This window comes from Micromonospora sicca, from assembly GCF_003172935.1.
GTDB classification, from domain to species: Bacteria; Actinomycetota; Actinomycetes; order Mycobacteriales; family Micromonosporaceae; genus Micromonospora; species Micromonospora sicca.
The window spans coordinates 1-23,544 of record NZ_QGKS01000277.1; the positions used below are offsets into that span (position 1 = coordinate 1).

At 71.5% G+C, this 23,544-nt stretch carries 22 protein-coding genes and 3 pseudogenes; 7 read left to right on the forward strand and 18 right to left on the reverse strand.

The window, feature by feature from the left end; translation table 11 throughout:
- The coding region (locus DKT69_RS22355; protein WP_368666266.1) for a carbohydrate-binding protein at window positions 1–302 on the reverse strand (302 nt) is incomplete at its 3' end.
- A gap of 316 nt (window positions 303–618) precedes the next feature.
- Window positions 619–1,065 carry an SRPBCC family protein gene (locus DKT69_RS22360; protein ID WP_109803475.1) on the reverse strand — a complete coding sequence of 149 codons (447 nt, stop codon included), beginning with the start codon at window positions 1,063–1,065 and terminating at the stop codon, window positions 619–621.
- Between the two features lie 56 nt (window positions 1,066–1,121).
- On the opposite strand from DKT69_RS22360, the gene DKT69_RS40660 reads away from it, so the two are divergent.
- On the forward strand, window positions 1,122–1,250 hold the full coding sequence (locus DKT69_RS40660; RefSeq protein WP_255420221.1) for a hypothetical protein: 129 nt from the start codon (window positions 1,122–1,124) through the stop codon (window positions 1,248–1,250).
- 258 nt (window positions 1,251–1,508) lie between these two features.
- On the opposite strand, the gene DKT69_RS22365 is transcribed toward DKT69_RS40660, so the two are convergent.
- The gene (locus DKT69_RS22365) at window positions 1,509–1,847 is read right to left on the reverse strand and encodes a cyclic nucleotide-binding domain-containing protein (protein WP_146231176.1); all 339 of its coding nucleotides are present in this window, start codon (window positions 1,845–1,847) and stop codon (window positions 1,509–1,511) included.
- A gap of 540 nt (window positions 1,848–2,387) precedes the next feature.
- Here DKT69_RS22365 and DKT69_RS22370 point away from each other — a divergent pair.
- Window positions 2,388–3,092 carry a VOC family protein gene (locus DKT69_RS22370; RefSeq protein WP_109803493.1) on the forward strand — a complete coding sequence of 235 codons (705 nt, stop codon included), beginning with the start codon at window positions 2,388–2,390 and terminating at the stop codon, window positions 3,090–3,092.
- A 179-nt stretch (window positions 3,093–3,271) separates the two neighbouring features.
- Here DKT69_RS22370 and DKT69_RS22375 read toward each other — a convergent pair.
- Both DKT69_RS22375 and DKT69_RS22380 read right to left on the reverse strand, forming a co-directional pair.
- Window positions 3,272–3,522 (reverse strand): annotated as a pseudogene (locus DKT69_RS22375) (hypothetical protein); the annotation flags it as partial.
- 64 nt (window positions 3,523–3,586) lie between these two features.
- Window positions 3,587–3,913, reverse strand: coding sequence for a mycothiol transferase (locus DKT69_RS22380; protein WP_109803494.1), 327 nt, complete (start codon window positions 3,911–3,913; stop codon window positions 3,587–3,589).
- On the opposite strand from DKT69_RS22380, the gene DKT69_RS22385 reads away from it, so the two are divergent.
- Window positions 3,843–4,166, forward strand: coding sequence for a DinB family protein (locus DKT69_RS22385; protein ID WP_236648161.1), 324 nt, complete (start codon window positions 3,843–3,845; stop codon window positions 4,164–4,166). The two genes, DKT69_RS22380 and DKT69_RS22385, sit on opposite strands and share 71 nt — an antisense overlap.
- Before the next feature lie 299 nt (window positions 4,167–4,465).
- Here DKT69_RS22385 and DKT69_RS22390 read toward each other — a convergent pair whose 3' ends face one another.
- A complete protein-coding gene (locus DKT69_RS22390) occupies window positions 4,466–5,080 on the reverse strand; it encodes a dihydrofolate reductase family protein (RefSeq protein WP_109803477.1) in 615 nt (204 codons plus the stop codon).
- A gap of 143 nt (window positions 5,081–5,223) precedes the next feature.
- Window positions 5,224–6,123, reverse strand: coding sequence for a LysR family transcriptional regulator (locus tag DKT69_RS22395; RefSeq protein ID WP_109803478.1), 900 nt, complete (start codon window positions 6,121–6,123; stop codon window positions 5,224–5,226).
- A gap of 71 nt (window positions 6,124–6,194) precedes the next feature.
- Here DKT69_RS22395 and DKT69_RS22400 point away from each other — a divergent pair, with 71 nt between their 5' ends.
- A complete protein-coding gene (locus DKT69_RS22400) occupies window positions 6,195–7,076 on the forward strand; it encodes a dihydrodipicolinate synthase family protein (protein WP_109803479.1) in 882 nt (293 codons plus the stop codon).
- A gap of 438 nt (window positions 7,077–7,514) precedes the next feature.
- Here DKT69_RS22400 and DKT69_RS41180 read toward each other — a convergent pair.
- A pseudogene (locus DKT69_RS41180) lies at window positions 7,515–8,686 on the reverse strand (low temperature requirement protein A).
- A 381-nt stretch (window positions 8,687–9,067) separates the two neighbouring features.
- On the reverse strand, window positions 9,068–9,253 hold the full coding sequence (locus tag DKT69_RS22410) for a hypothetical protein (protein WP_109803481.1): 186 nt from the start codon (window positions 9,251–9,253) through the stop codon (window positions 9,068–9,070).
- Between the two features lie 607 nt (window positions 9,254–9,860).
- Between DKT69_RS22410 and DKT69_RS22415 the strand changes: the two genes are divergently transcribed.
- A complete protein-coding gene (locus DKT69_RS22415) occupies window positions 9,861–10,832 on the forward strand; it encodes an NADP-dependent oxidoreductase (protein ID WP_201749797.1) in 972 nt (323 codons plus the stop codon).
- 250 nt (window positions 10,833–11,082) lie between these two features.
- Here the strand turns inward: DKT69_RS22415 and DKT69_RS41185 are convergent.
- A pseudogene (locus DKT69_RS41185) lies at window positions 11,083–11,376 on the reverse strand (WYL domain-containing protein); the annotation flags it as partial.
- Between the two features lie 80 nt (window positions 11,377–11,456).
- Complete coding sequence (locus DKT69_RS39100; protein WP_201749799.1) at window positions 11,457–11,663, reverse strand: hypothetical protein; 207 nt, start codon at window positions 11,661–11,663, stop codon at window positions 11,457–11,459.
- Between the two features lie 100 nt (window positions 11,664–11,763).
- Between DKT69_RS39100 and DKT69_RS22435 the strand changes: the two genes are divergently transcribed.
- Together DKT69_RS22435 and DKT69_RS22440 are read left to right on the forward strand one after the other, a co-directional pair.
- Entirely contained in the window at window positions 11,764–12,465 is a 702-nt protein-coding gene (locus DKT69_RS22435) for a 4a-hydroxytetrahydrobiopterin dehydratase (protein WP_109803484.1), read from the forward strand.
- 155 nt (window positions 12,466–12,620) lie between these two features.
- Window positions 12,621–13,883: an ROK family protein gene (locus DKT69_RS22440; RefSeq protein ID WP_109803485.1), complete on the forward strand. Its 1,263-nt coding sequence runs from the start codon at window positions 12,621–12,623 to the stop codon at window positions 13,881–13,883.
- 38 nt (window positions 13,884–13,921) lie between these two features.
- On the opposite strand, the gene DKT69_RS22445 is transcribed toward DKT69_RS22440, so the two are convergent.
- The 7 genes from DKT69_RS22445 to DKT69_RS22475 all read right to left on the reverse strand — a co-directional run bounded on the left by DKT69_RS22445 (window position 13,922) and on the right by DKT69_RS22475 (window position 23,423).
- On the reverse strand, window positions 13,922–15,811 hold the full coding sequence (locus DKT69_RS22445) for an RICIN domain-containing protein (RefSeq protein ID WP_236648163.1): 1,890 nt from the start codon (window positions 15,809–15,811) through the stop codon (window positions 13,922–13,924).
- A 162-nt stretch (window positions 15,812–15,973) separates the two neighbouring features.
- Window positions 15,974–17,386 carry a GH1 family beta-glucosidase gene (locus tag DKT69_RS22450; protein WP_109803487.1) on the reverse strand — a complete coding sequence of 471 codons (1,413 nt, stop codon included), beginning with the start codon at window positions 17,384–17,386 and terminating at the stop codon, window positions 15,974–15,976.
- Between the two features lie 50 nt (window positions 17,387–17,436).
- On the reverse strand, window positions 17,437–18,444 hold the full coding sequence (locus DKT69_RS22455; protein WP_109803488.1) for an ABC transporter ATP-binding protein: 1,008 nt from the start codon (window positions 18,442–18,444) through the stop codon (window positions 17,437–17,439).
- 115 nt (window positions 18,445–18,559) lie between these two features.
- On the reverse strand, window positions 18,560–19,615 hold the full coding sequence (locus tag DKT69_RS22460) for an ABC transporter permease (protein WP_109803489.1): 1,056 nt from the start codon (window positions 19,613–19,615) through the stop codon (window positions 18,560–18,562).
- A gap of 4 nt (window positions 19,616–19,619) precedes the next feature.
- On the reverse strand, window positions 19,620–20,600 hold the full coding sequence (locus tag DKT69_RS22465) for an ABC transporter permease (protein ID WP_109803490.1): 981 nt from the start codon (window positions 20,598–20,600) through the stop codon (window positions 19,620–19,622).
- Entirely contained in the window at window positions 20,597–21,670 is a 1,074-nt protein-coding gene (locus DKT69_RS22470; RefSeq protein WP_109803491.1) for an ABC transporter ATP-binding protein, read from the reverse strand. Before DKT69_RS22470 ends, DKT69_RS22465 begins: the two co-directional genes overlap by 4 nt.
- A 79-nt stretch (window positions 21,671–21,749) precedes the next feature.
- Window positions 21,750–23,423: an ABC transporter substrate-binding protein gene (locus tag DKT69_RS22475; RefSeq protein WP_109803492.1), complete on the reverse strand. Its 1,674-nt coding sequence runs from the start codon at window positions 23,421–23,423 to the stop codon at window positions 21,750–21,752.
- Window positions 23,424–23,544 lie beyond the last annotated feature (121 nt).

Consider the following 23,544-nt stretch of genomic DNA (forward strand, 5'->3'; position numbering starts at 1 on the left):
GTCGGGGACGGGGTGGCGGTGCAGGCGCCGAGGTCGGTCCAGAGGGCCGGTGTGGCGGGCGGGGTCCAGCCGGCGCCCACCGGCGGGGTGTGCGTCACGAGCGCCTGGTAGAGACGGCCGGCGTAGGTGGCCCGGCTGCCCGCGGTCCAGGTGACGCCTTCCGCCCAGGCGGGGGCGGAGCAGGCCACCAGTGCGGTCTCGCCGGCGCTGGCGGCCAGTCCGGTGGCGGTCGGTAGGGCGGCGCCGGCGGCCAGCAGCGCGGCGGCACCGAGCACGGCGGTCAGCCCAGGTCGAAGTCGCATCATATGCCTCCTCATCGATGCGCGGAGGTTATCAGTAAACTTTGTTAAATGTAAACGGGCGGTGCTCTGTCAGCACTTGGGCCAAGGCGTGAAAGGGACACGCCGGTGCCACTGAGGGAAGGACGCCGTGTTCCACAGTGGTGCTCAGTCTGTGCGCCGCCCAGGTACGGCGGACGTCCATGTTCGCGAGTCTCGACGCCACCCGAGCGCGGCCGTCTGACCTTGGCGCCGGCCGCCCCAGGCGACCACTACCCAGGGTGAGAGCGCCCCGTCAGGATCGGCGCGTTGTCCGAGGCAGAAGAGTGCGTCTTTGCGTTCACCCGTCGGCAGGTCGGCCGCCCTTCTCGAGGATCCGTTTGAGAGTGCCGAGGTTGGCGGCCACCGCCGACTTGACGCCGGAAGCCGCCAATGGCGCAATGAGCCGCAGCGGACCTGAGGGCTGGAGATTCATGGTGTTTGTGAGGGTGGTGCCGTTTCCCGTCGGGGCGAACAGGTAGGTAGCCTCGGAGTGGAAAGGCCCGAGAGCACCTCGGATCGAGAGTCGGCGGTCCAGCTCGAACTCGGTCACTTCGAACGTCTCCTCGCTTCGGGTGGGAAGCGTCCGGGTTTGCCGGTAGTGCGAGCCGACGCCCACCGCGCCGCCGGAGATCTTCCGGGTCTCGCTGATCGCGTAGTTCCACAGCGGCAGGTTCTCGAAGTGCGCGAGGAACCCGAACACCTCGGCGGGCCGGCGGTTGATCGTGACCGTGTTGGTGAACTTCATCTGAGCCGATCTCCTCACTGTGCGCTGCGCAGCAGGAGCTGTGCCGCAGGCGGGTCGTGGGCAAACAGGATGACCGGGCCCGGCATCCGCTGCTTGAGGGCGAGTACCTGGTCGGTGGTCTTGGCGACTTGGCTCCGGTCGCCGACGCCGGGAAGCTGGCGTCGTTCCAGCAGTCCGCCCCGTAGGTGAGATCACCGGCCAGCAGTAGTGGTGACCTCCCGCGAGCCGTCGCCCATGACGTCGAGCGACTCGGGGAACGGCATCAGGGTCTGGTCGTTCGTGACTTCTCCGCCTTTGATGTGGCAGCAACGCTGGACATGTGGCTCGCTCTATTGTGCTCGCCGACCTGATCGGGCGAGTCGACACCAGCCTTCGCCTGGTTCATAGGTATGTCAGTGACTTCGGTAGCGGCGCCGCGTAGCGGACGTCACGCGGGCAGTTCGTTACGGGGCGGTCGCGTACCAGGATTGGTCGTGGAGCCCTGCCGGGTCGAGGATCTGGATGCTGTCCGGTGAGGTCACCACCAGCCGCTGCTCAGCGAAGGCGAGATCCAGCAGATGCGCGGCCACCCGCTGCCGTAGCGACCCGAAGGCGTTGATGGCGGTCTGCTGCAGCGTCTCGTACAGCCTTCGGTTCAGCTCCTCCGCCAGCGCCCACGAAACTCGGGCATCGCGCAGCGCCGGCGCCGTCAACGTCGGTGAGTCGATCCGGAACAGCCTCGGCTCGGCCAGCGTCTGAAGGCCGACATCGGCCGGCCCTCCGACGAGAACCGCGATCCCCAACACGTCGCAGGTGCGCGCATACCGAACCGTCAGCTGCCGTCCCCCCGAGAGGCCATGTAGACCCGCAGCAGACCACCGACGACGAGCCACGTCCTCGGATCCGAGCTCTCCCGATAGAGCGTGCTCCCTGCCGGATAGTCGGTGATCTCCCAGAGCTAAGGATCCGGCATGAGGATCACGAGCGTAAAGAACCCAGCTGCCCTGGCCAGAGATCCGACCCGGCGGACGTCCTCAATTCGGCAGTTGCGGAGTGCCGTGCGGTGCCGAGCGCTGGCCACTGTAGGCGATGGCGTGCGTCCAGCCGGCGCGCACGACCTGCGGCAAAGAGCGCACTGCCTCGCCGGAGCGGGCCGGCCCCGTACGTGCGTCTGGTCACTGGTGCCATCCACGCCAACGCCCTTGCAAGTAAGGGAACCACGACCATGGCAGTGCGCGCGGATATCTGGCGCGCGACTGTCATCACGCGCCCTGCGCCACTCGCGATACGTCCGGCCCCAGTTTAGCCTTGTTGTCTTGCTGGCCCGTGTCTACTGTGCGGTGATGCTCTCGCGAATGCTGACGGTGACCTTCGATGCGCACGACGCGGCTCGCCTGGCGCAGTTCTGGGCCGGCGTGCTTGGCCGGGAGGTCGTCGAGGACGCCGGTGGTGCGCTCCTGCCTGGCGAGGACACCCAGCTCAGCCTCCGGTTCGTCCCGAGCCGCGCGGAGAAGGTGGGGCCGAACCGCATGCACCTTCACCTGACCAGCGCCAGCCGCGCCGACCAGCAGCACACGGTGGCGACGGCGCTGGGGCTCGGCGCCGGCCACCTCGACGTCGGGCAGCGCCCTGAGGAGGGGCACGTCGTCCTGGCCGACCCCGAGGGCAACGAGTTCTGCGTGATCGAGCCGGGCAACGCCTTCCTCGCCGGGTGCGGCTTGCTCGCGGAGCTCGCCTGCGACGGCACCCGTGAGGTCGGCCTCTTCTGGAGCGAGGCGCTGGGCTGGCCGCTGGTGTGGGACCAGGACCAGGAGACCGCGATCCAGTCACCGCACGGCGGCACAAAGGTCGCGTGGGGAGGCCCGCCCGTGGCCCCGAAAGAGGTGAGGAACCGGCAGCGCTTCGACCTCGCCCCGGCCGGTGGCGACCAGCAGGCGGAGGTCGACCGGCTGGTCTCCCTCGGGGCCACTCGGCTCGAGGTCGGTGAGGACGGCGCCGTCGTGCTGGCCGATCCCGACGGCAACGAGTTCTGCGTGAAAGGGAACTGACCACAGCGCGCCGGGTTGCCCAGTGGGTCAGGGCGGCCTGCTGCCGGACCCCTCCCTCCGCGTCCGGCCCGCCGCGTTCATCCCACCACCAGCCGGATACCTCATCACCAGCCGGATACCTCGTCACCCCGGCGCCACCGAACCCATCGACTCAGATCGCGCAGACACGCCGACGCTGGGCGGTAGACGAGTGTGTCGTTGCGGTTGCCCGGTCGCGGCTGGCCAAGGGCGATGACCAGGCGGGTGTTGGCGTCGATGGCGACCTGCAGGTTGGCCGAGTAGCGGTAGTTCTTCGACGGGTTGCCAGGCGGTGGTCGCGGGTCGGCACGAGGGTGCCGGCGACGATGGCGATCTGGTCCTCCGGGCGGCGGAACTGGATCGGGCGAAGCCCGGCAAACGGGTAGATCCACTCCGGGCGCGATGCCGAGATCACCTGCACCCGACCATCGTCAACCACCGCTCAACGGCGACGATCACCGGCTCACGAACGCGCCTCAGGCAATGGTAGGACCGGCTGCCTTGGCGGCCCGCTCGATCTGCGTGCGTCTGGCTTCCCAGAAGGCCGCGTCGCGCTGGGCGTTGGCGTCTCCGGCTGCTGTACCTGTCAAGCCGTCGAGCTGTTCGCGCAGGATGTCGGCGTGTCCGGCGTGACGGCTCGTCTCGGTGAGCATGTGGACCAGGATGGTGAGCAGCGTGACCTGTGGGCGCGGCCACCAGGGCACGTAGCCGGGTGAATCGATCGTCAGGGCGATGATCGTCGCGTCTGAGTGCTCCCTGCGCCACCTGGTGTTCGCCGCCGACGCGTGGGTGCGGCGGGCCATCCTCGGCGACCCCTCGCCGTGGGACCCGCTCGACCTGCCGCGGGACGAGATGCCGGACACCCCGGGGATCCCGCGGGACCGCGAGGCCCGTCCCTCGCTCGACGAGATCCTGGCGCTGCGCCGCGACTGGATGGCGACCGTGCGCACGGTGGTCGACGGCCTGCCGACGAGTCCCTGGCCAGCCGCACCGAGCCCGTCGAGGGGACCGGCTGGCCGCCGCCGGAAAGCTTCCCGGTACGCGAGTGCCTGCTGATCGTCCTGAACGAGGAGTGGCACCACCGGCAGTTCGCCGAACGGGACCTCGACGCCCTTGCGGACAGGCGCGACACGGAAGGCGACCTGATCGACGTCGGACCGACTGCCCGGTCCTCGGCATGTTGGCCGCGCACCATCAGCGGCATGACAGTGCGCGGGATCAGGTAGGTGAGCACTGCGCTGCCGGGGACGTGAGGTACTTGTCCGCGGATCGCGCCCACGTGTGGCGGTATCAGACGATCACATCGCCGACCGACGGATGTGGCGCCGCTGTGGCGATCCTCCCCGCAAAGGCGGCTATTTCCCTCCTGGTACCTGGTCCTTGACCTCGTCGTAACCGACCTTGGTGGGTGCTGCGGTCGGCGCGTAGATCACGCGGATCACGCCCGTCGGAAACGCCTCCGTCGCCGTCATTCTCAGGTGGTACGGCGCGTCGCCGTCGTCGAACAGCTTGCGGCCCTTACGCGCCGCCACCGGATGCACCAGCAGGCGCAGCTCATCGACCAGTCCCGCGGCGAGCAGTTGCTGCACCACGGAGATCGACCCGGGGATGAGGATGCCTCTGATGCCGGCATCGGCCTTGAGCGAGGTGACGGCATCGAGGAGATCGCCCTTGATCAGCTCGGAGTTGCGCCAGGAGAACTCCAGCGGCTGGCGCGAGACGACCACCTTGCGCACGTCCCCGAGTTGTTTGGCGAACGGTGCGTCGTCCCCACCCGCGGCCTCACGGTCGGGCCAGGCTCCGGCGAAGCTGTCGTAGGTCTCGCGGCCGATGAGCAGCACGTCAGCGGTGTCATAGTCCTCGCCGACGGCGCGGCCCATGTTCTCGTCGAAGTACGGGAAGTGCCAATCGGGGTCGATCTCGGCCACACCGTCGGCCGAGATGAACAGGGTGGAGATGACCTTTGCCATCGGGGTGATCCCTTCGAGTCAGGTGGTGTCGGTAGGTAGACCGGCGCATCATCCCAAACTCATCGGCCGGCCACAGACCCGTCCCGACGGAGAGTCGGCATTTCGAGCTCGTCGTGATGCCGGGTGCGGCGGCCCAGTGGTGCTCACTGGCCGAGGTAGGCCATGGTGGACGCGCGGATCGCGGTGACGCACGCGGCCACAGCCGGGTGGGTGGCCGCCCCCCGCCGATACGTGATGCGGGTCCGTCTCCGGGTGGGCAGCGGGACGAGGTGGACCCCGGCGGGCGGCTGCGCTGCGGCGAGCTGTGGCACCAGCGAGACCCCTTGGCCGGCCGCGACCAGCGCCAGTACCGTGGCGAAGTCGTCGGCGTGGTGGCGCACCTGGGGCATGAAGCCGGCCGTCCGGCAGACTCGCAGCGCGACGGTGTGGCAGAGGGTGCCGGGGCTGCCCACGATCCAGGCGGCGTCTCTGGCCCCGCGGATCGGGTCGGTGTCCGCTGCCGCGCGAGCAGCGGCGGGCACAGCGAGGAATACCGTCTCGTCCAGCAGAGGCGCCCCGTCCAGGGCGGGGTCCGGCTCGACCGGTGCCACGTCGTAGTCGTGCATCAGCCCCACGTCGAGCCGCCGGTCGCGCAGCGCGTCCGGCATCGCGGCCGGGTCCAGCTCGCTCACCATCAGCTCGAGCCCCGGATGTTCGCGACCGAGCGTGACCAGCGCGGCCGGCAGCAGCGTGCGCACCGCGGTGGGGAACGCGCCGATGCGCAGCGGACCGGACAGCCCGGTGCCCGCGGCGGCCAACGCGGCGGTCGCCCGCTCGAGGGCGGCCAAGACGGTCTCAGCGTGCTGCACAAGGACCGCACCGGCCGGGGTGAGCGTGACCCGGCGGCCGGTGCGCTCCAGCAGCGGCACGCCCGCCTCCCGCTCCAACGCGGCCAGCTGCTGAGAGACGGCCGACGGTGTGTACGTGTGCGCCTCGGCGACGGCAGCGATCGTGCCAAGGTGAGCCAGGTCGCGCAGCAGGCGCAGTCGGCGAACGTCGAGCATTAGCTGAGCTTACGAGTCTGTGGAGAAAGGTGAACTGGACCTTCAGTGCCTGGACGTCACAGGCTGGACGGATGACGACTCTCACCGGTGTGTACGTTCCGCTGATCACCCCGTTCGACGCCGTCGGGGCCGTAGCCCTCGACGCGCTGGAAACCCTCGCGCACCAGGTACTGGACGCCGGAGCGACGGGCGTGGTCGCGCTCGGCACCACCGCAGAGCCGGCCGCGCTCAGCGGCCCCGAGCAACGCGCCGTGGTCGACGTCGCCGCTCGGGTTTGCCGGGAACGCTCCGCGCAGCTGCTGGTCGGCGCTGGCACGGCAGAGGCTCTGCATACGTTGCGGGACCGGCCAGAGGTGGTGGCTGCGCTGAGCCTGGTGCCACCGTTCATGCGCCCGGGTGAGGCGGGAGTGCTTGCCTACTTCGCCGACCTCGCCGCCGCCAGCCCCGTACCGCTCGTCGTCTATCACGTCCCGTACCGGACCGGGCAGTACCTGTCTGCGGAGGCCCTGCGGCGGCTGGCGGACCTACCAGGTGTGGTCGGCGTCAAATACGCCGTCGGCGGGATCGATGCCGATACCCTCGCGCTCCTCGCCGACCCGCCGAACGGCTTTGCCGTGCTCGGCGGCGACGATGCCTTCATCTCGCCGCTTCTGGCACTTGGTGCGCACGGCGGCATCGTGGCCTCGGCGCACGTCGCCACGGCCCAGTTCGTGGAGCTGGCCGACGCGTGGCGCACCGGCGACGCGGGCCGAGCGCGAATGATCGGGCGCCGTCTCTCGGTCCTGTCGACGGCGCTGTTCGCCGAGCCCAACCCGACCGTCGTCAAGGCGGTTCTGCACGCGCACGGCCGCATTCCCACCGCCGCGGTACGACTGCCCCTCCTGCCGGCCCGCCCGGACACCACACAGGCGGCGCTGCGCCACGCCGGTGCCCTGCTCGGCGCCACGACCTAACCGACGAGCCCAGTTCGCGAAACATCCCTCATCGGTATGACCGGGTGACCAGCGGCATGAGGGCCGCGCTAGTGCTCTGACCAGAAACGTTGACCGGGTCGGTCGGGGTTGGGAAATGTCGTAGGGCGTGGCGAATCATGGAATGTGCGTATCGGTGGCAGTCCGTGAGCCTGCGTGTCGGCTATCGCTGCGGTGCTGCCGAGGCAGTGGCCAGCCGGGCGACTACCGCGGTGAGCCATGCGAGACCAAGCGCTGCTGCGGTGGTGAAGGCGAGGACCGTGGTGGATCAGGGTCGCACCGGCCCGGGCCGCGGTTCTCGCCGATGTCGTTCGCGTCGACGTGCGCACCTGGCTGGCCGCGCTTCCGGCGGAGATCGTCACGCCGGCGCGGGTGGACGCCGAGGCGGCCAAGGTGCTCGCCGACGTGCCGCTCCGCAGGTCATGGGGGCGCCGGTAAGCCGGCCTCGCGCTGTCGTCTGACCAACTCCACGGCCGCGACGCCCAGCACGACGAGCGTGGCGACGAGGCTCAGGACCAGGTTCGGCAGGTGCGGGGCAGTCGGCACCAGGGCGACGGCGGCGAGGACACCGACGGCGTGGGAGAGCGGGATGCGTCCGAGGACCTCGTGGTCGAGGGTGGCCCGGCCGATCAGGAACAGCGCGACGCCGCCCAGGGTGAGCGCGGTCAGGACCGCCTCCGGGCGTTCCGCGGGATGCTTGATGATCCGTTCGAAGCCCGCGGCGAGGCCGACCACACCGACCACCATCAGCCAGTGGGCGTACGGATTGGTCTGGACCAGTCGGTACCGATGCGGGGACCTCTCGATCGCGCTTCTCAGTCTCGCCCCGGCCCCACGCGCGTAGCTCCACCACAGCAGGACGGCCGCGACGAACGCGATGGCGAACGCGCTGAGCCGGCCGAGGTTGAACGGCATGTCGCTCAGGGTCAGGACCGTGACCAGAATGAGTTCACCCAGGGTGAGGACGTAGATCTGCTGGTACCGCTCGGCCAGGTGCTCCGGCACCACGTCGTACCGCGGCAGTCGCGGCCGGCCGGGTATCGGAACCGGAAGCCGAAGGCGACGTAGTCCACGGCGAGCGCGGCCAGCCACACCGCGAGACGCGTACCGGGATTGGGGACCAGGCCGCCGACGATCCACAGGATGCCGGAAACGGTGTTCCACGACAGGACACGGATCGGCCGCTCCCGCTCCCTCCGGCCGCGCAGCGATGCGATGAGCACCAGCCCGCGACCCCAGTTGATTGCGGCCCAGGTGGCGCCGAAGGCCAGGCCATGGCTGCTGAACGCGGTCGGCAGGGCGGCGGACATCAGCATGCCGCCGAACATGATCCCCAGGATCACGAGCTGGACGGGTCGCTGCTGAGGGCTGTAGAGGTCCGTGAACGACGTGGTGGTGACCCAGACCGCCCACAGCGTCGAGAGGGCGAGCAGCGCCTGAGCCATGCCCGTCCAGGTGTCCTCGTTCGCCATCTTCTGCGACGTCAGGGTCAGACTGGCGATGAGCGCAAGATCAAAGAACAGCTCCAGCAGATCCGTCGGCTGTCCACGCATCATCATCGTGCGCGTTATCGGCCGACGTCCGCCATTCATCACAGCAGGCCTTCTTGATCTCGCGGCCCTCGGTCAGCCGAGCGCCCGGAGACCACGTCCGGCCCTGACCGCCATCGGTGCTGAGCCGCCACCCACCTCCGCGATACGCGCCCGGGGGACCGTCGGCCCTGGTCGGCGTGGCGCTGCCCTGCGGCCCAAGCTATCGGATGCCCACCCGGTCACCGACGAATTCCGGACCATGCCACCCGGTGGCGGTCGACGCCGGCTGCCGGGCGTCGTGGCGGCGCCGCGAGCCTCCTCGGCCACGCGTTCACGGATCGCGGCGGGGCGGCAGCCCTCGACGGCGGTCCGCTCGCTGACCTCCAGCTGGTAGCGGCCGTCGGCCGCTTCGGCGTCGGCACCGGCGGATGCGCGTCCGTCCTACTCGAGGCCGCGGAGGATGTGGTGCTCGTCCATCGGCTCGTCCTCGTCAGCGCCGGCCCGGCCGAGCTGGGCGGCGCGAGCCCAGACCGACAGGGACGTCGTGGTCTCCGTCGTGCCACCGATCTGCTGGCCCGCACTGTGCCGGCCCCACTCGGTCCGGAGCTCTGTGTCGGGATCCGTCATGGTGCTGCCCCCTCGTCATGCATCCGGCCGGCCGGAACCGGTCGCTTCTACGGCGCCACAGGGAACCATCCCACGCCACCGTGCGCCCGGACCCTCAAGCCGTGGTAGAGCGGCGGTGAAGGCCGCCGACCCGAGCGGGACGGGATGCCGGCCAGACCCGGAACCGCTCTGCAATGACGCCATCGTCCCCCGCGCCGGTGTCCAGCGCATCAGCAGGCCAGGCGGTCGGCCGCGTGGGCCGGGTCGTTCCGCCGGGTGCCGTCGGCGCTCCCGGGCTGCAGCGGTTCGGCCTGGACGCCGGGTCGGAGGTGGGCGCCGTGCTGCTGCGCCGCCCACAAGACGCTCGGCGGCCCCCGGTGGTACTACGCCTCGATGCCGGCGCACTGGCGGCGCCGGTGGGCAGGTAGCGCAATGTGGAGAGACAGTCGCCGGGTGGTGGCCGGGCTTCGTGCGCACGGCCACCGTGCTGACCCGACTGGGTGAACGGCGCCCGGGCAGCGATCCCCGACGCCACGGGCAGGACATGCTACGAGCGCGGTGGGTGCCGACGCGCGCCCGGAGGCGCGTTCACCGGATGCGGGCGCAGCGGGGTGGAGAGGAATCGCACATGACAGCGGGGGATGTGCCCGAGCGTATGCAGGCGGCGGCCTTCGACGAGTTCGGAGGTCCGGAGGTGATCACCCTGCGTACCCTGCCGGTGCCGCAGATCGCCGACGACGAGATCCTGCTCAAGGTGTGGAGCGCCGGTGTGGGGGTGTGGGACGCCCGCGCGCGGGAGGGCAAGCTGGTGCCCGAGGGCGCCGCGTTCCCGATGGTGCCCGGCGCCGAGGCCGCGGGGACGGTCGCCGCGGTGGGACGGCGGGTGACCAACGTCGCGGAGGGCGACCTGGTCTACGTGTACGGGTACACCCGGCCGAAGGGTGGCTTCTACGCCGAGTACGCGGCGACGAAGGCGGAGTACGTCGCGAAGCTGCCGGGGGGTGTGCCGGCGGAGCACGCCGGGGCCATGCCCACCGACGCGCTGACCGCGCTGTCCGGACTGGACGCCCTGGGCCTCTCGGCCGGGGCGTGGGTGCTGATCTTCGGCGCGAGCGGCGGCCAGGGGCATCTGGCCGTGCAGTTGGCGAAGCGGCAGGGACTCAACGTGATCGCCGTGGCGTCCGGGGCGGAGGGCGTGACGCTGGTGACCCGGCTCGGCGCCGACCTGTCCCTTGACGGCCACGGCGACCTCACGGAGGTGCTCGCCCGCATCCGCGAGGTGGCACCGGACGGCGTCGACGGCGTCCTGGCGATGGCGGGTGGCGCAACCCTGGACCGGCTCGCCGAGGCGCTCCGCGACGGTGGTCTGCTCGCCTACCCCAACGGGGTGCAACCGGCGCCGCGCGAGCGACCCGGCGTGACGGTCCAGGCGTACGACGGCGAGACGGGTCCCGAGCGGTTGCAGCGCCTCAACGAGCTCATCGAGGCGGGACCGTTCCAGGTGCACGTCGCCGAGACGTTCCCCCTCGGGCGGGCGGCGGAGGCGCACCAACGCCTGCAGACCTCCTTCCCCGGCAGGCTGCTGCTCGCGGTCCGGTAGCACACCCTGCGTCGGACCCTGCCCGGCCGCCCGGAGCCAGCCTCGGCGCGTACGGCCCGGCCGAGGTGGCCGAGTACTCCGCACTCGGGGTGACCGAGGGGCAGGTCACGCCGGACCGGCACTCGGTGGAGTACACCCGGCGGATCGGCGACGAGGTGCTGCCGAAACTGGCCGACATCGGCTGACCGCAGCGCGAGCACCGCTGAGGGGGCGGCCCCGCTGCGGGCTGGGACCGGCTCCGGGAGGCTCGGTAGGTGCGTCGCCCGCCGTCGCGCACGGCGACCAGGTACCAGTCGCCGGCCGCGAGGACCAGCCCGAGGGGGTCGACCTTCCGGGTGGTCGCCCGCCCGTCCCGTACGTAGCGCAGGCGCACCCGGCGGTCGCGCCAGACCGCGTCGGCGAGCTGGGTCAGGCACGGCACCGGCTCGGGCGTGCCGTACCAGCGGACCGGGTCCAGGTGGAACCGCGCCGCGTTCCGGTAGGCGCGCTCCCGGGCCTCGCCGGTGAGGCTGGCCCAGACCCTCATCCGGGCGCCCTCCAGCATCCCGCCCAGGCCGAGCTGCTCGGCCGGGTCGGCGAGGCCGAGAAACGCCAACGCCCCGGCCTCGTCGAGGCCGACCCCCGTCAGCCGGGTGCGGTAGCCGCGGTCCAGACGGTATCCGCCCGCCGGCCCGCGGGTCGACCGCACCGGTATCCCGGCGGCCAGCAGCGCCTCGACGTCCCGCTGCACGGTCCCTCGCCGACCTCCAGCTGCCGGGCCAGCTCCCGGGCGCTGGCCTGGCCACGGACCTGGAGCTGGAGCAGCAGGATCATCATCCGCGCGGCACGCACCGTTCCATCCTGACCCGGGTATACGACAGAAGGTGTCGGGAACCCGGGTGACACTGGGCCGGCGGCGCCGCCCTGGGGGCCGACCAGCGAGAGGAGCGACATGACCGAGGTGTCGACGGACCCGACCGAGCGGGTCGCCCCGCGGCAGTTCCACGAGGCCGACGGGGTGGGGGACTGGCGGGTGCTGGGCGAGGGAGCGTGCGCGTACTTCCGCACCGGGTCGTTCGCGGCCGGCGCCCGGTTCGTCCAGGCGATCGGTGAGTTGGCCGGCCTGGACGACCACCACCCGGACGTCGACGTGCGGCAGGCGGGCGTGACCGTCCGTTTGATCACGATCGTCCCCGGCTTCTACGGGCTGACCGCGCGCGACGTGGAGCTGGCCCGGCGGATTTCGGCGGTGGCGGGGGAGCTGGGCCTGCCCGCGGACCCGGCCGGTCTGCAGAACGTCCAGGTCACCATCGACGCGCTGGTCGGTCCCGAGGTGCTGCCGTTCTGGCGTGCCCTGCTCGGCTACGTCGACCGGGGGGACGGCGACGAGGACCTGATCGACCCGCGCGGGCGCGGGCCGCTGCTGTGGTTCCAGCCGATGGACGCGCCGCGCCCGCAGCGCAACCGGATGCACATCGACGTCTGGGTGCCGTACGACCGGGCGGAGGCGCGGGTGGCGGCGGCGGTCGCGGCCGGCGGCCGCCTGCTGACCGACGAGTACGCGCCGGCGTACTGGGTGCTGGCCGACGCCGAGGGCAACGAGGCCTGTGTCGGCACGGCCGGCTGGACGGGGCCGGAGCCGGGGGCTCGGTGAGCGGTACCGTGGCCGTCCGGGTGCGCAGGGCCGGAGGGGTGCGGAGGACGGCTGGACGACCCGGCATTATTCGGTGCTTGGTTCATGGCATTAATCTGGGATGACGCATCCCGGGTGAGGCCGCCACGGGTGGTGACAGGGGAAAGGTGGCGGACATGGACGCCAGACGCACCACGGTGCGCGACATGCGCCGCGCCAACCGCTCCGTGCTGCTCACCCGGATCTGGCTCGACGGCCCGCTCAGCCGCCACGAGCTGGGCCAGAGCACCGCGCTGAGCCTGGCCAGCGTGAGCAACCTGGTCGGCGAGATGATCGCCGAAGGGATCGTCGAGGAAGCCGGCTCGGTGGAGTCCGACGGCGGCCGCCCCCGGGTGCTGCTGCGGGTCGCCCCCGGCTACGGCTACCTGGTCGGCGCCGACGTCGGCGAGACCCGGGTCCAGGTCGAGCTGTTCGACCTGGCGATGACCGCGCTGGCCAAGGCGGAGTACCCGATCGCCGCCGCCGAGCCGGACCCGCACGCCGTGGCCACCCACCTGCTGCACGGGCTGGCCGCGGTGGTCGAGCAGGCCGGCGTCGACCCGGCCGCGGTGCTCGGCTTCGGCGTGGCGGTCTCCGGGACGGTGGAGCGGACCGCCGATGCCGTGGTGCACGCCCAGACCCTCGGCTGGGACGGGGTGCCGCTGGGCGCCATGCTGCGCGCCGGCACCGACATCCCGGTGCACGTCGACAACGGCGCGAAGACCCTCGGCCAGGCCGAGATGTGGTTCGGCGCCGGCCGGGGCGCCCGACACGCCGTCATCGCCCTGGTCGGCTCCGGGATCGGGGCCAGCGTGGTGGCCGACGGGGTCGGCTATCGGGGCGCGCACAGCAGCGCCGGCGAGTGGGGCCACACCACGATCGTGTACGGCGGTCGCCGCTGCCGCTGCGGCAACCACGGCTGCCTGGAGGCGTACGTCGGGGCGGAGGGAGTCCTCGATCGGTTCCGGCAGGCCAACCGGGGTCGCCCGGCGGCCGGCGGCGACGAGGAGAGCGCCTTCGGCGAGCTGCTGCGCTCCCCGACCCGGACGGCCGCGAAGGTCCTCGACGAGACGGTCGGCTACCTCGGCGCGGGCGTGGCGACCCTGGTCAACCTCTTCAACCCGGAGCGGGTGGTGCTCGGCGGCTGGGCCGGGCTGGCGCTGGGGGACCGGTACCTGCCGCAGATCCGCGAGGCCACCGCGCGGCACGCGCTGCGCCAGCCGTACGCGCAGACCTCGATCGAGCTGTGCCAGCTCGGACCGGACGCGGTCGCGATGGGCGCGGCCACCCTGCCGATGGCTCGGCTGCTGCGCGAGGGCGGGGTGCCCCGCGACCCGGCCGTCCGGATGACCGCGCCGTCGCAGCGCCCGGCGGGCCGCCCCCGCTCGCGCGCCCGTTGAGCCGCCGGGCCGGCGCGGTAGCGCCGGCCCGGCGTCGCTCACGCGGGCAGGTTCCACTTCTGGTTGGCGGCACCCGTGCAGGACCAGATCTGCGTCTTGGTGCCGTCGGCGGAGGTGTTGCCGGTGACGTCGAGGCACTTGTTCGCCTGTGGGTTCACCAGGTCCCGCCCGGCGGTCCACGTCCACTGCTGGGCGGCCGTGCCGTTGCACGTCCACAGCTGCACCTTGGTGCCGTTGGCGGTGCCGCCGCCGGCGACGTCGAGGCACTTGCCCAGCGCGCGGAGCGTCCCGTCGGCGGCGCGGGTCCACTGCTGGTTCGGCCCGCCGAAGCAGGTCCAGATCTGCGCCGGGGTGCCGTCGGCGGTGCTGCCGTCGGTGACGTCGAGGCACTTGCCGCCGAGCCCGGTGATCATGCCGGTCGGGGCGCCGCCGCCGGACTGGGTGCCCGACCAGGTGAAGGTGGCGGTCGTCCGGGCCGGCAGGGTGTAGGTGAAGGACTGGCCGCCCCAGACGACCTTCACCGACTGGGCGGAGGTGCCGCCGTTGTGGGCGATCAGCGCCTTGGACCCGTCGGGGTTGCGCCAGGCGACGTTCTGCACGGTGCCGTTGGCGGTGGAGTCGATCCGGTACGCCCCGGGCCGGACGAACTTCGTCAGGTGCCCCGTGGTGTAGTACTCGACCGTGTAGTCGACCTGACCGGCCCGGTCCCCGCCCTCCTGCACGGTGATCAGGCCGGTGCAGGTGCCGCAGCCGCCGTTGTGCGGGCCCATGAACTGGTTGACCGCGAGGCTCCACTTGACCACGCTCCGGCTCCAGTTCCGGGCGTAGTTCACGATGTCGGCCATGTCCTCGTTGTGCTGGTTGCCGATCCAGGTGCCGCCGGAGTGCTCGGTGCTGAACTGCGACACCGCCGGGTACTGGCCGTGGACCTGGCTGCCGACCGCCGGGTCGCCCCAGTAGCCGTGCCAGGCGATGCCGCCGAACAGCGGGTCGGTGCGCACCGCGCTGTCGGCGAGCAGCCCGGAGCCGATGCTGCCGTAGTCGCCGTAGTTCCAGTCGTGCACCAGGACCTTCGTGGTGATGCCGGCGGCGCGGAACGCCGGGTAGACGAAGTTCTTGGTCAGCTCGACCAGGCCGGAGGAGTTCCAGCTCATGCCCGGGTAGTCCATCGCGGTGGGGTTGCCGGACTGGCAGCAGTTCGGCTCGTTCTGCACCGACAGGTAGTCGACCTGCACGCCGCGGGCCGCGTACGCCTGGATGGTCTTGACGAAGTACTGGGCGTAGGTGGCGTAGTACTCGTACTTCAGCCAGCCCATCTGGTCCATCCGGCCGTTGTCCTTCATCCAGCCGGGCGCGCTCCACGGCACCACCATCACCCGCAGCCCCGGGTTGAGCTGCCGGGCCTGCGCGGTGAGCAGTTCGACGTTGGTGTCGTAGCCGTTGGCGCCGAAGTCGTTCAGGTTGCAGCAGGTGTCGTCGAGTGAGACGTTGCCGGGCCGGGACAGGTCGGACGCGCCGATCGGGTTGCGCACGAACGACAGGCCGATGCCGTCGGTCGGGCTGAACAGCTTGCGCATCACGTCGTCGCGGGTGGCGGCGCTGACCGGCCCGCCGCGCAGCAGGTACGCGGTGGTGTCGGTGATCGACGCGCCGGCCCCCTCGAACTGCTGGTAGCGGGTGTTCTCGTCGACGGTGATCGTGTGCGTGGCGGCTCCGCTGCTGGCGGCGAAGCTGACCGGGTTCTGCCGTTGCAGGCCACGGGTGACGGTCCGGCCGCCGGCGTCGGAGGTGGTGGTGAGCCAGAGGTCGACGCTCTCCCCGGCGGCCCGCGCCGCCGGTGGGGCGAGGGCGACGGTGCCGGCGACGAGGCCGAGCGCCAGGGCGGCGCGGGCCGCCGAGCGGCGCGTGGTGGGGGGTGGTGGGTGCACGGGTGCTCCCTTCGGAGTCAGCCATCACATCGATGGTCATGACTGAGGGAACACTTGTAAATTGCTTATGTCAAGGCATGAAAAAAGCGCTCGCACGGGGGCCCGGGGGACACGGCGCGGCGGCCGCCCGGGAGCTGTTCCGGGCGGCCACCGCGCCGTCGGTCACCGCTCCCCGCGCACCCGCCGGACGGTGTCGCGGTACCAGAGCGCGCTGCGCTTCGGGGTGCGCCGCTGGGTGTCGTAGTCGACCCGCACGATGCCGAACCGCTTGTCGTAGCCGTACGCCCACTCGAAGTTGTCCAGCAGCGACCAGGCGAAGTAGCCGCGCACGTCCGCCCCGGCCAGCCGGGCCCGGGCCACCGCCCGCAGGTGCTCCGTCAGGTACCTCACCCGGTCGTCGTCGGCGACGAATCCGTCGGCGTCGGGCCGGTCGTCGAACGCCGCCCCGTTCTCGGTGATGACCATCGGCACGCCCGGGTAGTCCTGGCTGAGCCGGACGAGCAGCTCGGTGAAGGACTCCGGGACGATCTCCCAGTCCATCGCGGTGCGGGGCAGGTCCCGCCGGACCACCCGCTGCACCGGCCGGCCGGCCTCGTCCCGCTCCCGCCCCTGCTCGTCCACGCCGGAGAAGACCTGCCCGAAGTAGAAGTTCACCCCCAGCACGTCGAACGGGGTGGAGATGACCGCCAGGTCACCCTCCTCGACCGGGATGTGCACCCCCTGGCGCGCCAGGTCGGCCACCACGTCCTCCGGGTAGCGGCCGTGGACCAGCGCGTCCAGGTAGAGGCGGTTGCCCAGCCCGTCGGCCGCCCGGGCGGCGTCCCGGTCCGCCGGGCTGTCCGTGGCCGGGTCGGCGGTGGCCAGGTTGACGGTGATGCCCAGGTCCACCGGCCCGCGGGCCGCCGCCCGCATCCCCTGCACCGCCAGGCCGTGCCCGAGCAGCAGGTGGTGCGCGGCGGCGATGCCGTCGCCCAGGTCCCGGCGACCCGGCGCGTGCGCGCCGTAGGCGTAGCCGAGCATCGCCGAACACCACGGCTCGTTGAGGGTGGTCCAGGTCTTCACCCGGTCACCCAGGGCGTCGAAGACCAGCTCCGCGTAGTCCGCGAACCGGTACGCGGTGTCCCGCACCGGCCAACCGCCGGCGTCCTCCAGCTCCTGCGGCAGGTCCCAGTGGTAGAGGGTGACCCACGGGTCCACCCCGCGGCCGAGCAGCTCGTCCACGAGCCGGTCGTAGAAGGCCAGCCCGGCCGGGTTCGCCGGACCGCGCCCGCCGGGCTGCACCCGCGGCCAGGCCACCGAGAAGCGGTACGTGTCCAGGCCCAGGTCCGCGATCAGCGCGACGTCCTGCGGCATCCGGTGGTAGTGGTCGCAGGCCACGTCGCCGTGGTCCCCGTTGGCCACCGCCCCGGGCACCCGGCAGAAGGTGTCCCAGATGGACGGCGTACGACCGTCCTCGGCGACCGCGCCCTCGATCTGGTACGACGAGGTCGCCACGCCCCAGCGGAAGGTCGGCGGGAGGGTGTCGATCGGATCGGCCTGCCCGGTGGTGGCCGAGGCGGTGCGGTCGCTGTCCATGGTTCTCCTCGCGGTTGCGGGTGGTTCGGATGGTGCGTGGTCGGGCCGGATCACCGGGGCACCGCCGCGGCCGCAGGGTGCAGCCAGCAGGCGACGGCGCGCCCCGGGTCGTCGTCACCGGGCGGACCGAGTAGTGGCAGCTCGGCGTCGCAGGGCGTGAAGGCCCGGGGGCAGCGGGGATGGAACGCGCAGCCGGTGGGCATGGCGCGCAGGTCCGGCGGGGAGCCGGGAATGCCGGTCAGCTCGCGGCGGGGGCCGCGCAGCGCCGGGAAGGAGTGCAGCAACCCGTCGGTGTACGGGTGCAGGGCCCGCCGGTACAGCTCGCCGGCCGGCGCCTCCTCCACGATCCGGCCGCCGTACATGATGGCGATCCGGTCGGAGAACTCCACCAGCAGCGACAGGTCGTGGGTGATGAACAGCACCGCGAAGCCGAGCCGCTCGCGCAGTTCGGCGAGCTGGCCGAGGATCTGCCGCTGCATCACCACGTCCAGCGCGGTGGTCGGCTCGTCCATGATGACGACCTGCGGCTCCAGTGCCAGCGCCATCGCGATCATCACCCGTTGCCGCATCCCGCCGGAGAGCTGGTGCGGGTAGCTGTCCAGCCGGTCGGCGGCGATCCCGACCAGCCGGAGCAGGTCTCGGGCCCGGGCCAGCCGGGCGGCCCGGGTGGTCCCCGGCTCGTGCGCCCGGATCACGTCGAGCAGCTGGGTGGAGACCTTGTGCACCGGGTTGAGCGAGTTCATCGCCCCCTGGAACACAATGGACGTCTCGGCCCAGCGGAAGTCCCGCAGCCGCGCCGGGGACAGCGACAGCACGTCCACCGGCGGCCCGTCGACGGGGTGGTAGATCACCTCGCCGCCGCTGATCACCCCGGGCGGGGGCAGCAGCCGGGTCAGCCCGTACGCCAGCGTCGACTTGCCGCTGCCGCTCTCCCCGGCAAGCCCCAGCACCTCACCCCGGTGCAGGGTGAGGTCCACGTCGCGGACGGCGTGCACCGCCTCGTCGCCCAGCCCGTAGTCGACGCACAGCTTCCTGATCTCCAGCACCGGCTCACTCATCGGAGCCCCCCTTCGTTCGCGACTGCGGGGCTCCGCTCCGCTGCACTCCTCGCGCTCACCGGAAGCCCCCCTTCGTTCGCGACTGCGGGGCTCCGCTCCGCTGCACTCCTCGCGCTCACCGGTCGGCTTCCTTCCGCTGCGGGGTGACCACCTCGGGTCGCGGCCGGGGCGGCGGCAGGGTCGCCGGGCGGGCCAGCACGGGGGTGAAACCCACCCGCATCCGGACCACGTGCCCGTCGGCGGTACGGACCCGGGCCCGGCCGGCGCTGCGCAGCCGGGGACTGACGAACTCGTCGATGCCGAAGTTGATCAGCGCGAGGGCGGTGCCCAGCAGCGCGATGGCCAGCCCGGCCGGGACGAACCACCACCATGCGCCCTGGGCGAGGGCCTGCTGGCTCTGCGCCCAGAACAGGATCGTCCCCCAGTTCCACGACGAGACGGACGAGATGCCGATGAAGGCCAGGGTGATCTCGGACATCACCGCGAAGATGACCGTGCCGACGAAGCCGGAGGCGATGACCGCGGTCAGGTTCGGCAGGATCTCGAAGCCGATGATCCGCCAGGTGCTCTCGCCGGTGGCCCGGGCCGCCTCCACGTAGTCGCGCCGGCGCAGCGACAACGTCTGAGCGCGCAGCACCCGGGCGCCCCACGCCCACGAGGTGAGGCCGATGACCAGCGCGACCACCAGGTCGCCGGCGTCGGTGATGGTGGACGTGACGATGATGATCAACGGCAGCGCCGGGATCACCAGGAACACGTTGGACAGCGCCGACAGGGTGTCGTCGGACAGGCCGCCGAGGTAGCCGGCGGTCACCCCGACCAGGACGGACAACACGGTGGCCACCACCCCGGCGGTCAGCCCGACCAGCATCACCCCGCGGGCGCCGACCAGGATCTGGCTGAACACGTCCTGGCCGAGGTGGGTGGTGCCGAACCAGTGCTGCGCCGATGGTGGCTGGAGCAGTTCGTTGCTGCGGGCGTCCGGCTCGTACGGGGCGATCCACGGCCCGATCACCGCGAGCAGGAGGTACCCGGCGACCAGGGCCAGCCCGGTGGCGGCCTTGCCGTTGGCGACGAAGCGCCAGCGCCGGCGCCGGGCGGCGGCGGACGGCTGCGCCATCGCGCCCTGCTTCGGGATGACCTGCTCGATGCTGGAGGTGGGAATGCTCATCGCCTCAGCCCTCCTTGCGGGTACGCGGGTCGAGCAGCAGGTACGCCACGTCGGCGAGCAGGTTCGCCACCAGCACCGAGAACGTGATGACCAGGAAGATGCCCTGCATCAGCGGGTAGTCCTTGGCGCCGACCGCCCGGAACAGCAGGAAGCCGAGCCCCGGGTAGGAGAAGACGATCTCCACCAGCAGGGTGCCGCCGACGATGAAACCCAGCGACAGCGCGAAGCCGGCGACGTTGGGCAGCAACGCGTTGCGGGCGGCGTAGTTCAGCGCCACCCGGCGTTCCGGCAGGCCCTTGGCGTGGGCGACGGTGATGTAGTCCTCGGCGGCAACGGTGACCATCATGTTGCGCATGCTGAGGATCCAGCCGCTCATCGAGGAGATCAGGATGGTGGCGGCGGGCAGCAGGCTGTGCTGCACCGCGCTGCCCAGGAAGATGGTGTCCAGGGCCGGCACCAGACCCGGCTCGTAGCCGCCCGAGGAGGGGAAGAAGCTGCCGGGGCCGGCCAGCACGGCGATCGCGACCAGTCCCAGCCAGAAGTACGGCACCGAGGACAGGAACGTGGTGGCCGGCAGCAGCCCGTCCATCCAGGAGCCGCGCCGCCAGCCGGCCAGCACGCCCAGGCCGGTGCCGAGGGCGAAGCTCACCAGGGTGGTGATCCCGACCAGGGCGAGGGTCCACGGCAGCGCGTCGCCGATCATGTCCGACACCGGCGCCGGGAACGCGGTGAACGACAGGCCGAGGTCGCCGTGGAACAGCTGCTTCCAGTAGTCGACGTACTGGTCCCAGATGCTGTCGTGGGAGTCGAGGCCGAACAGCACGTACAGCGACTTGATCGCGTCGGTGCTGAGCTGCCCCTGGTAGCGGGAGATCAGCGACTTGACCGGGTCGCCGGGGATCATCCGGGGGATGAAGAAGTTGATGGTCAGCGCGGCCCACGCGGTGAACAGGTAGAAGGCCAGCCGGCGCAGCAGATAGGTCACCGGTTCACCTCCCGGGCCGCCGCGACGGTGGCCGGGTCGTAGAGCCAGCAGGCCGCCCAGTGGTCGGGGCGGTCGCCGACCTCCAGCCGCGGCGGCAGGTCGGTGGTGCAGCGCGGCATGGCCGCCGGGCAGCGCGGGTGGAACCGGCAGCCGGCCGGCGGGCGGATCAGGCTGGGCGGCTCGCCGTCGCCCCGCTCCCGCCCGGCGGCCACGGCGTCGCCGGTGATCCGGTCGGGGTCGGGCGCCGAGTCGATCAGCAGCCGGGTGTACGGGTGGGCGGGCGACTGGGTGACCGTCTCGCTGCCGCCGCCCTCCACCAGGCGGCCGGCGTACATCACCAGCGTCTCGTCGGCGAAGTAGCGGGCCGACGCGATGTCGTGGGTGATGTAGAGGATCGCCAAGTGCAGGCGCTCCTTCAGGTCGCGCAGCAGGTTCAGCACGCCGAGCCGGATGGAGACGTCCAGCATGGAGACCGGCTCGTCGGCGAGCAGCACGTCCGGGTCGGCGCCCAGCGCCCGGGCGATCGCCACCCGCTGCCGCTGCCCGCCGGAGAGCTCGTGCGGGAACTTGTCCAGGTAGCGCTCGGCCGGGGTGAGCGAGACCCGTTCCAGGAGCTTCGCCAGCGCCGCGTCGAGGTCGGCGGCGGTACGGCCGGCGTTGCCGTGGATGCGCAGCGCCCGGGTGAGGTGGTAGCGCACGGTGTGCACCGGGTTCAGCGACGCGAACGGGTCCTGGAAGATCAGCTGCACTCGGCGGGCGTACGCCCGGAAGGGCCGACCACCGCGGACGGTGACCGGCTCGCCGTGCAGGCGGACGGTGCCCGCGGTGCGCGGGTAGAGCTGCGCGAGCAGCCGAGCGACCGTCGACTTGCCGGAGCCGGACTCGCCGACCAGGGCGGTGACCTGGCCGCGGCGCAGGGTGAGGTGCACGTCGTCGACCGCGTGCACGGTCGGTCGGGTGCGGGTCAGCAGGCTCCCCAACCGTCTGCTCACGGGGAAGTGCTTGGTCAGGCCGACCGCCTCCAGCACCTCCTCGCGGACGGCCGGGGCGTCCGTGGTGGGGGTCGTCATGTCGGGTTCCTGTCTTCTCGGTAGAGAGGGGTGCCGTCGGTGGTCCGGGCGGCGGCAGCCGCCGCCCGGACCACGTCGGTCAGGAACCCGCCGGCTTCAGGTGCTGCACGACGTCGGCCGCGTTCGGCTGGGTCGGCTGCGCCGCGCCGTAGGCGTTCGCGTCGTCCGGCCAGCCGGTCCAGTTCTTGGTGCTGTACGCCGCGCCGACGTTGTCCGCGCCGACCGGGATCATCGGCGCCTGCTCCACGAAGACCTTCTGCAGCGTGGCCAGCGCCGCCGTCCGCGCCGCGTCGTCGGTGGCGTTGGCGTACGCGGTCAGCGCCGCGGTGGCCTGCGGGTTGTTGAAGCGGCCGAAATTGCCGGCCGGGGAGGACTTGCCGACCGGCTTGAGCAGCCGGCCGTCCATCACCGTCTGGTAGATGTCGTACGGGGTGGCCCCGCCGTTGGTCCACCGGAAGGTAGCGTCGAACTTGCCCTCCTCGACGTTGCGGAACCAGGCGTCCTGGTTGGCCTTGTCGACGGTGGCGGCGATGCCGATCTTCGACAGGTTGTCCTTCACGATCTCCAGGCTGGTCTGGTAGTCCGACCAGCCGGCCGGGTCGGTCAGGGTGAGGGTGACCGGCTTGCCGGACGGGTCGGTCAGGGTGTTGCCGTTGTACTTGAAGCCCGCGTCGGTGAGCGCCTTCTTCGCCCCCTCGACGTCGACCTTGTGCTCCTGGCCCTTGAACTCGGCGGAGATGTAGGCGTCACCGGCCGGGCTGGGCAGTCCGGTCACGCTGCGCACGAGGGGGTGGAAGTAGCCCGCCTCGGCCTGGTTGAAGATGTCCTCCCGGTTGATCACCATGCCCATCGCCCGGCGCAGCGCCGGGTTGTCGAACGGCTTCTTCGTGGTGTTGATGTACAGGCCGTGGATGCCGAGCACCGGCGGCGCCCACACCTTGTGGTGCGCCTCGTCCTTGGCCTGGAAGACCGTCTTGACGTTGGGGATGAAGACGAAGCTCCACTCCGACTCGCCGTTGGCCAGCGCGGTGGTCTGCGCGTTGTTGTCGGTGTACGACGTGTAGCGCAGCTCCTTGACCTTCGGCAGTTCCTGCCAGTAGCCGCTGGTGCGTACCGACAGGGTGGTGGTCTGCGGGGTGAACGACTTCAGCGTGTACGCCCCGCTGCCGACCGGGTTCTTGTTGATGTCGGTGGACGGATCCTTGATGGCCGACCAGACGTGCTTCGGCACGATCGGAACCTGGGCGACGATCTTCTGCTGGTTGACGAACTGCGGGGAGTCGAAGGTGAGGGTCACCTCGTTGCCGCTGCTCGACACCGACTTGTACGGCGTTGCGAACTGGTTCAGGCCCTCGTTGTCCTTGACCAGGTTGTACGTGAACGCGACGTCCTCGGCGGTGACCGGCTTCCCGTCCGACCAGGTGGCGTTGTCGCGGATGGTCACCTTCACCGAGGTGTAGTCGGTGCTCCACTCGGCCTTGGTGGCCAGCCACGGCTTGAACGGGTCGGCGGGCTTGACCGGGTTCCACATCATCAGCGGCTCGTAGATCTGCCAGCGGTAGCCCAGGGACGACGCCGAGGAGGTGGTGAGGAACGGGTTGTGGTTCTCGGTCTGCGGGCCGTTGGGCATGCCGACGTTGAGCACCGTCGTGCCGCCCTTGTTGTCGCGGGCCTTGGTGTTCGCGGTCTCGCCGCAGCCGGCGAGGGTCACCGCGCCGGCGAGCGCGATGGCGACGAACTGCCGTCTTCTCATGGTGGTCTCCCTCGATGCTCCCGCCTTGGGGGAGCGGACGGTGGGTGGGTGAAGGGTGTGCGGTGCCGCCACCGGTCGGGCGGGCCCGGCCGGCGGTGCGGGTGGGGTGGACAGCGGGGGA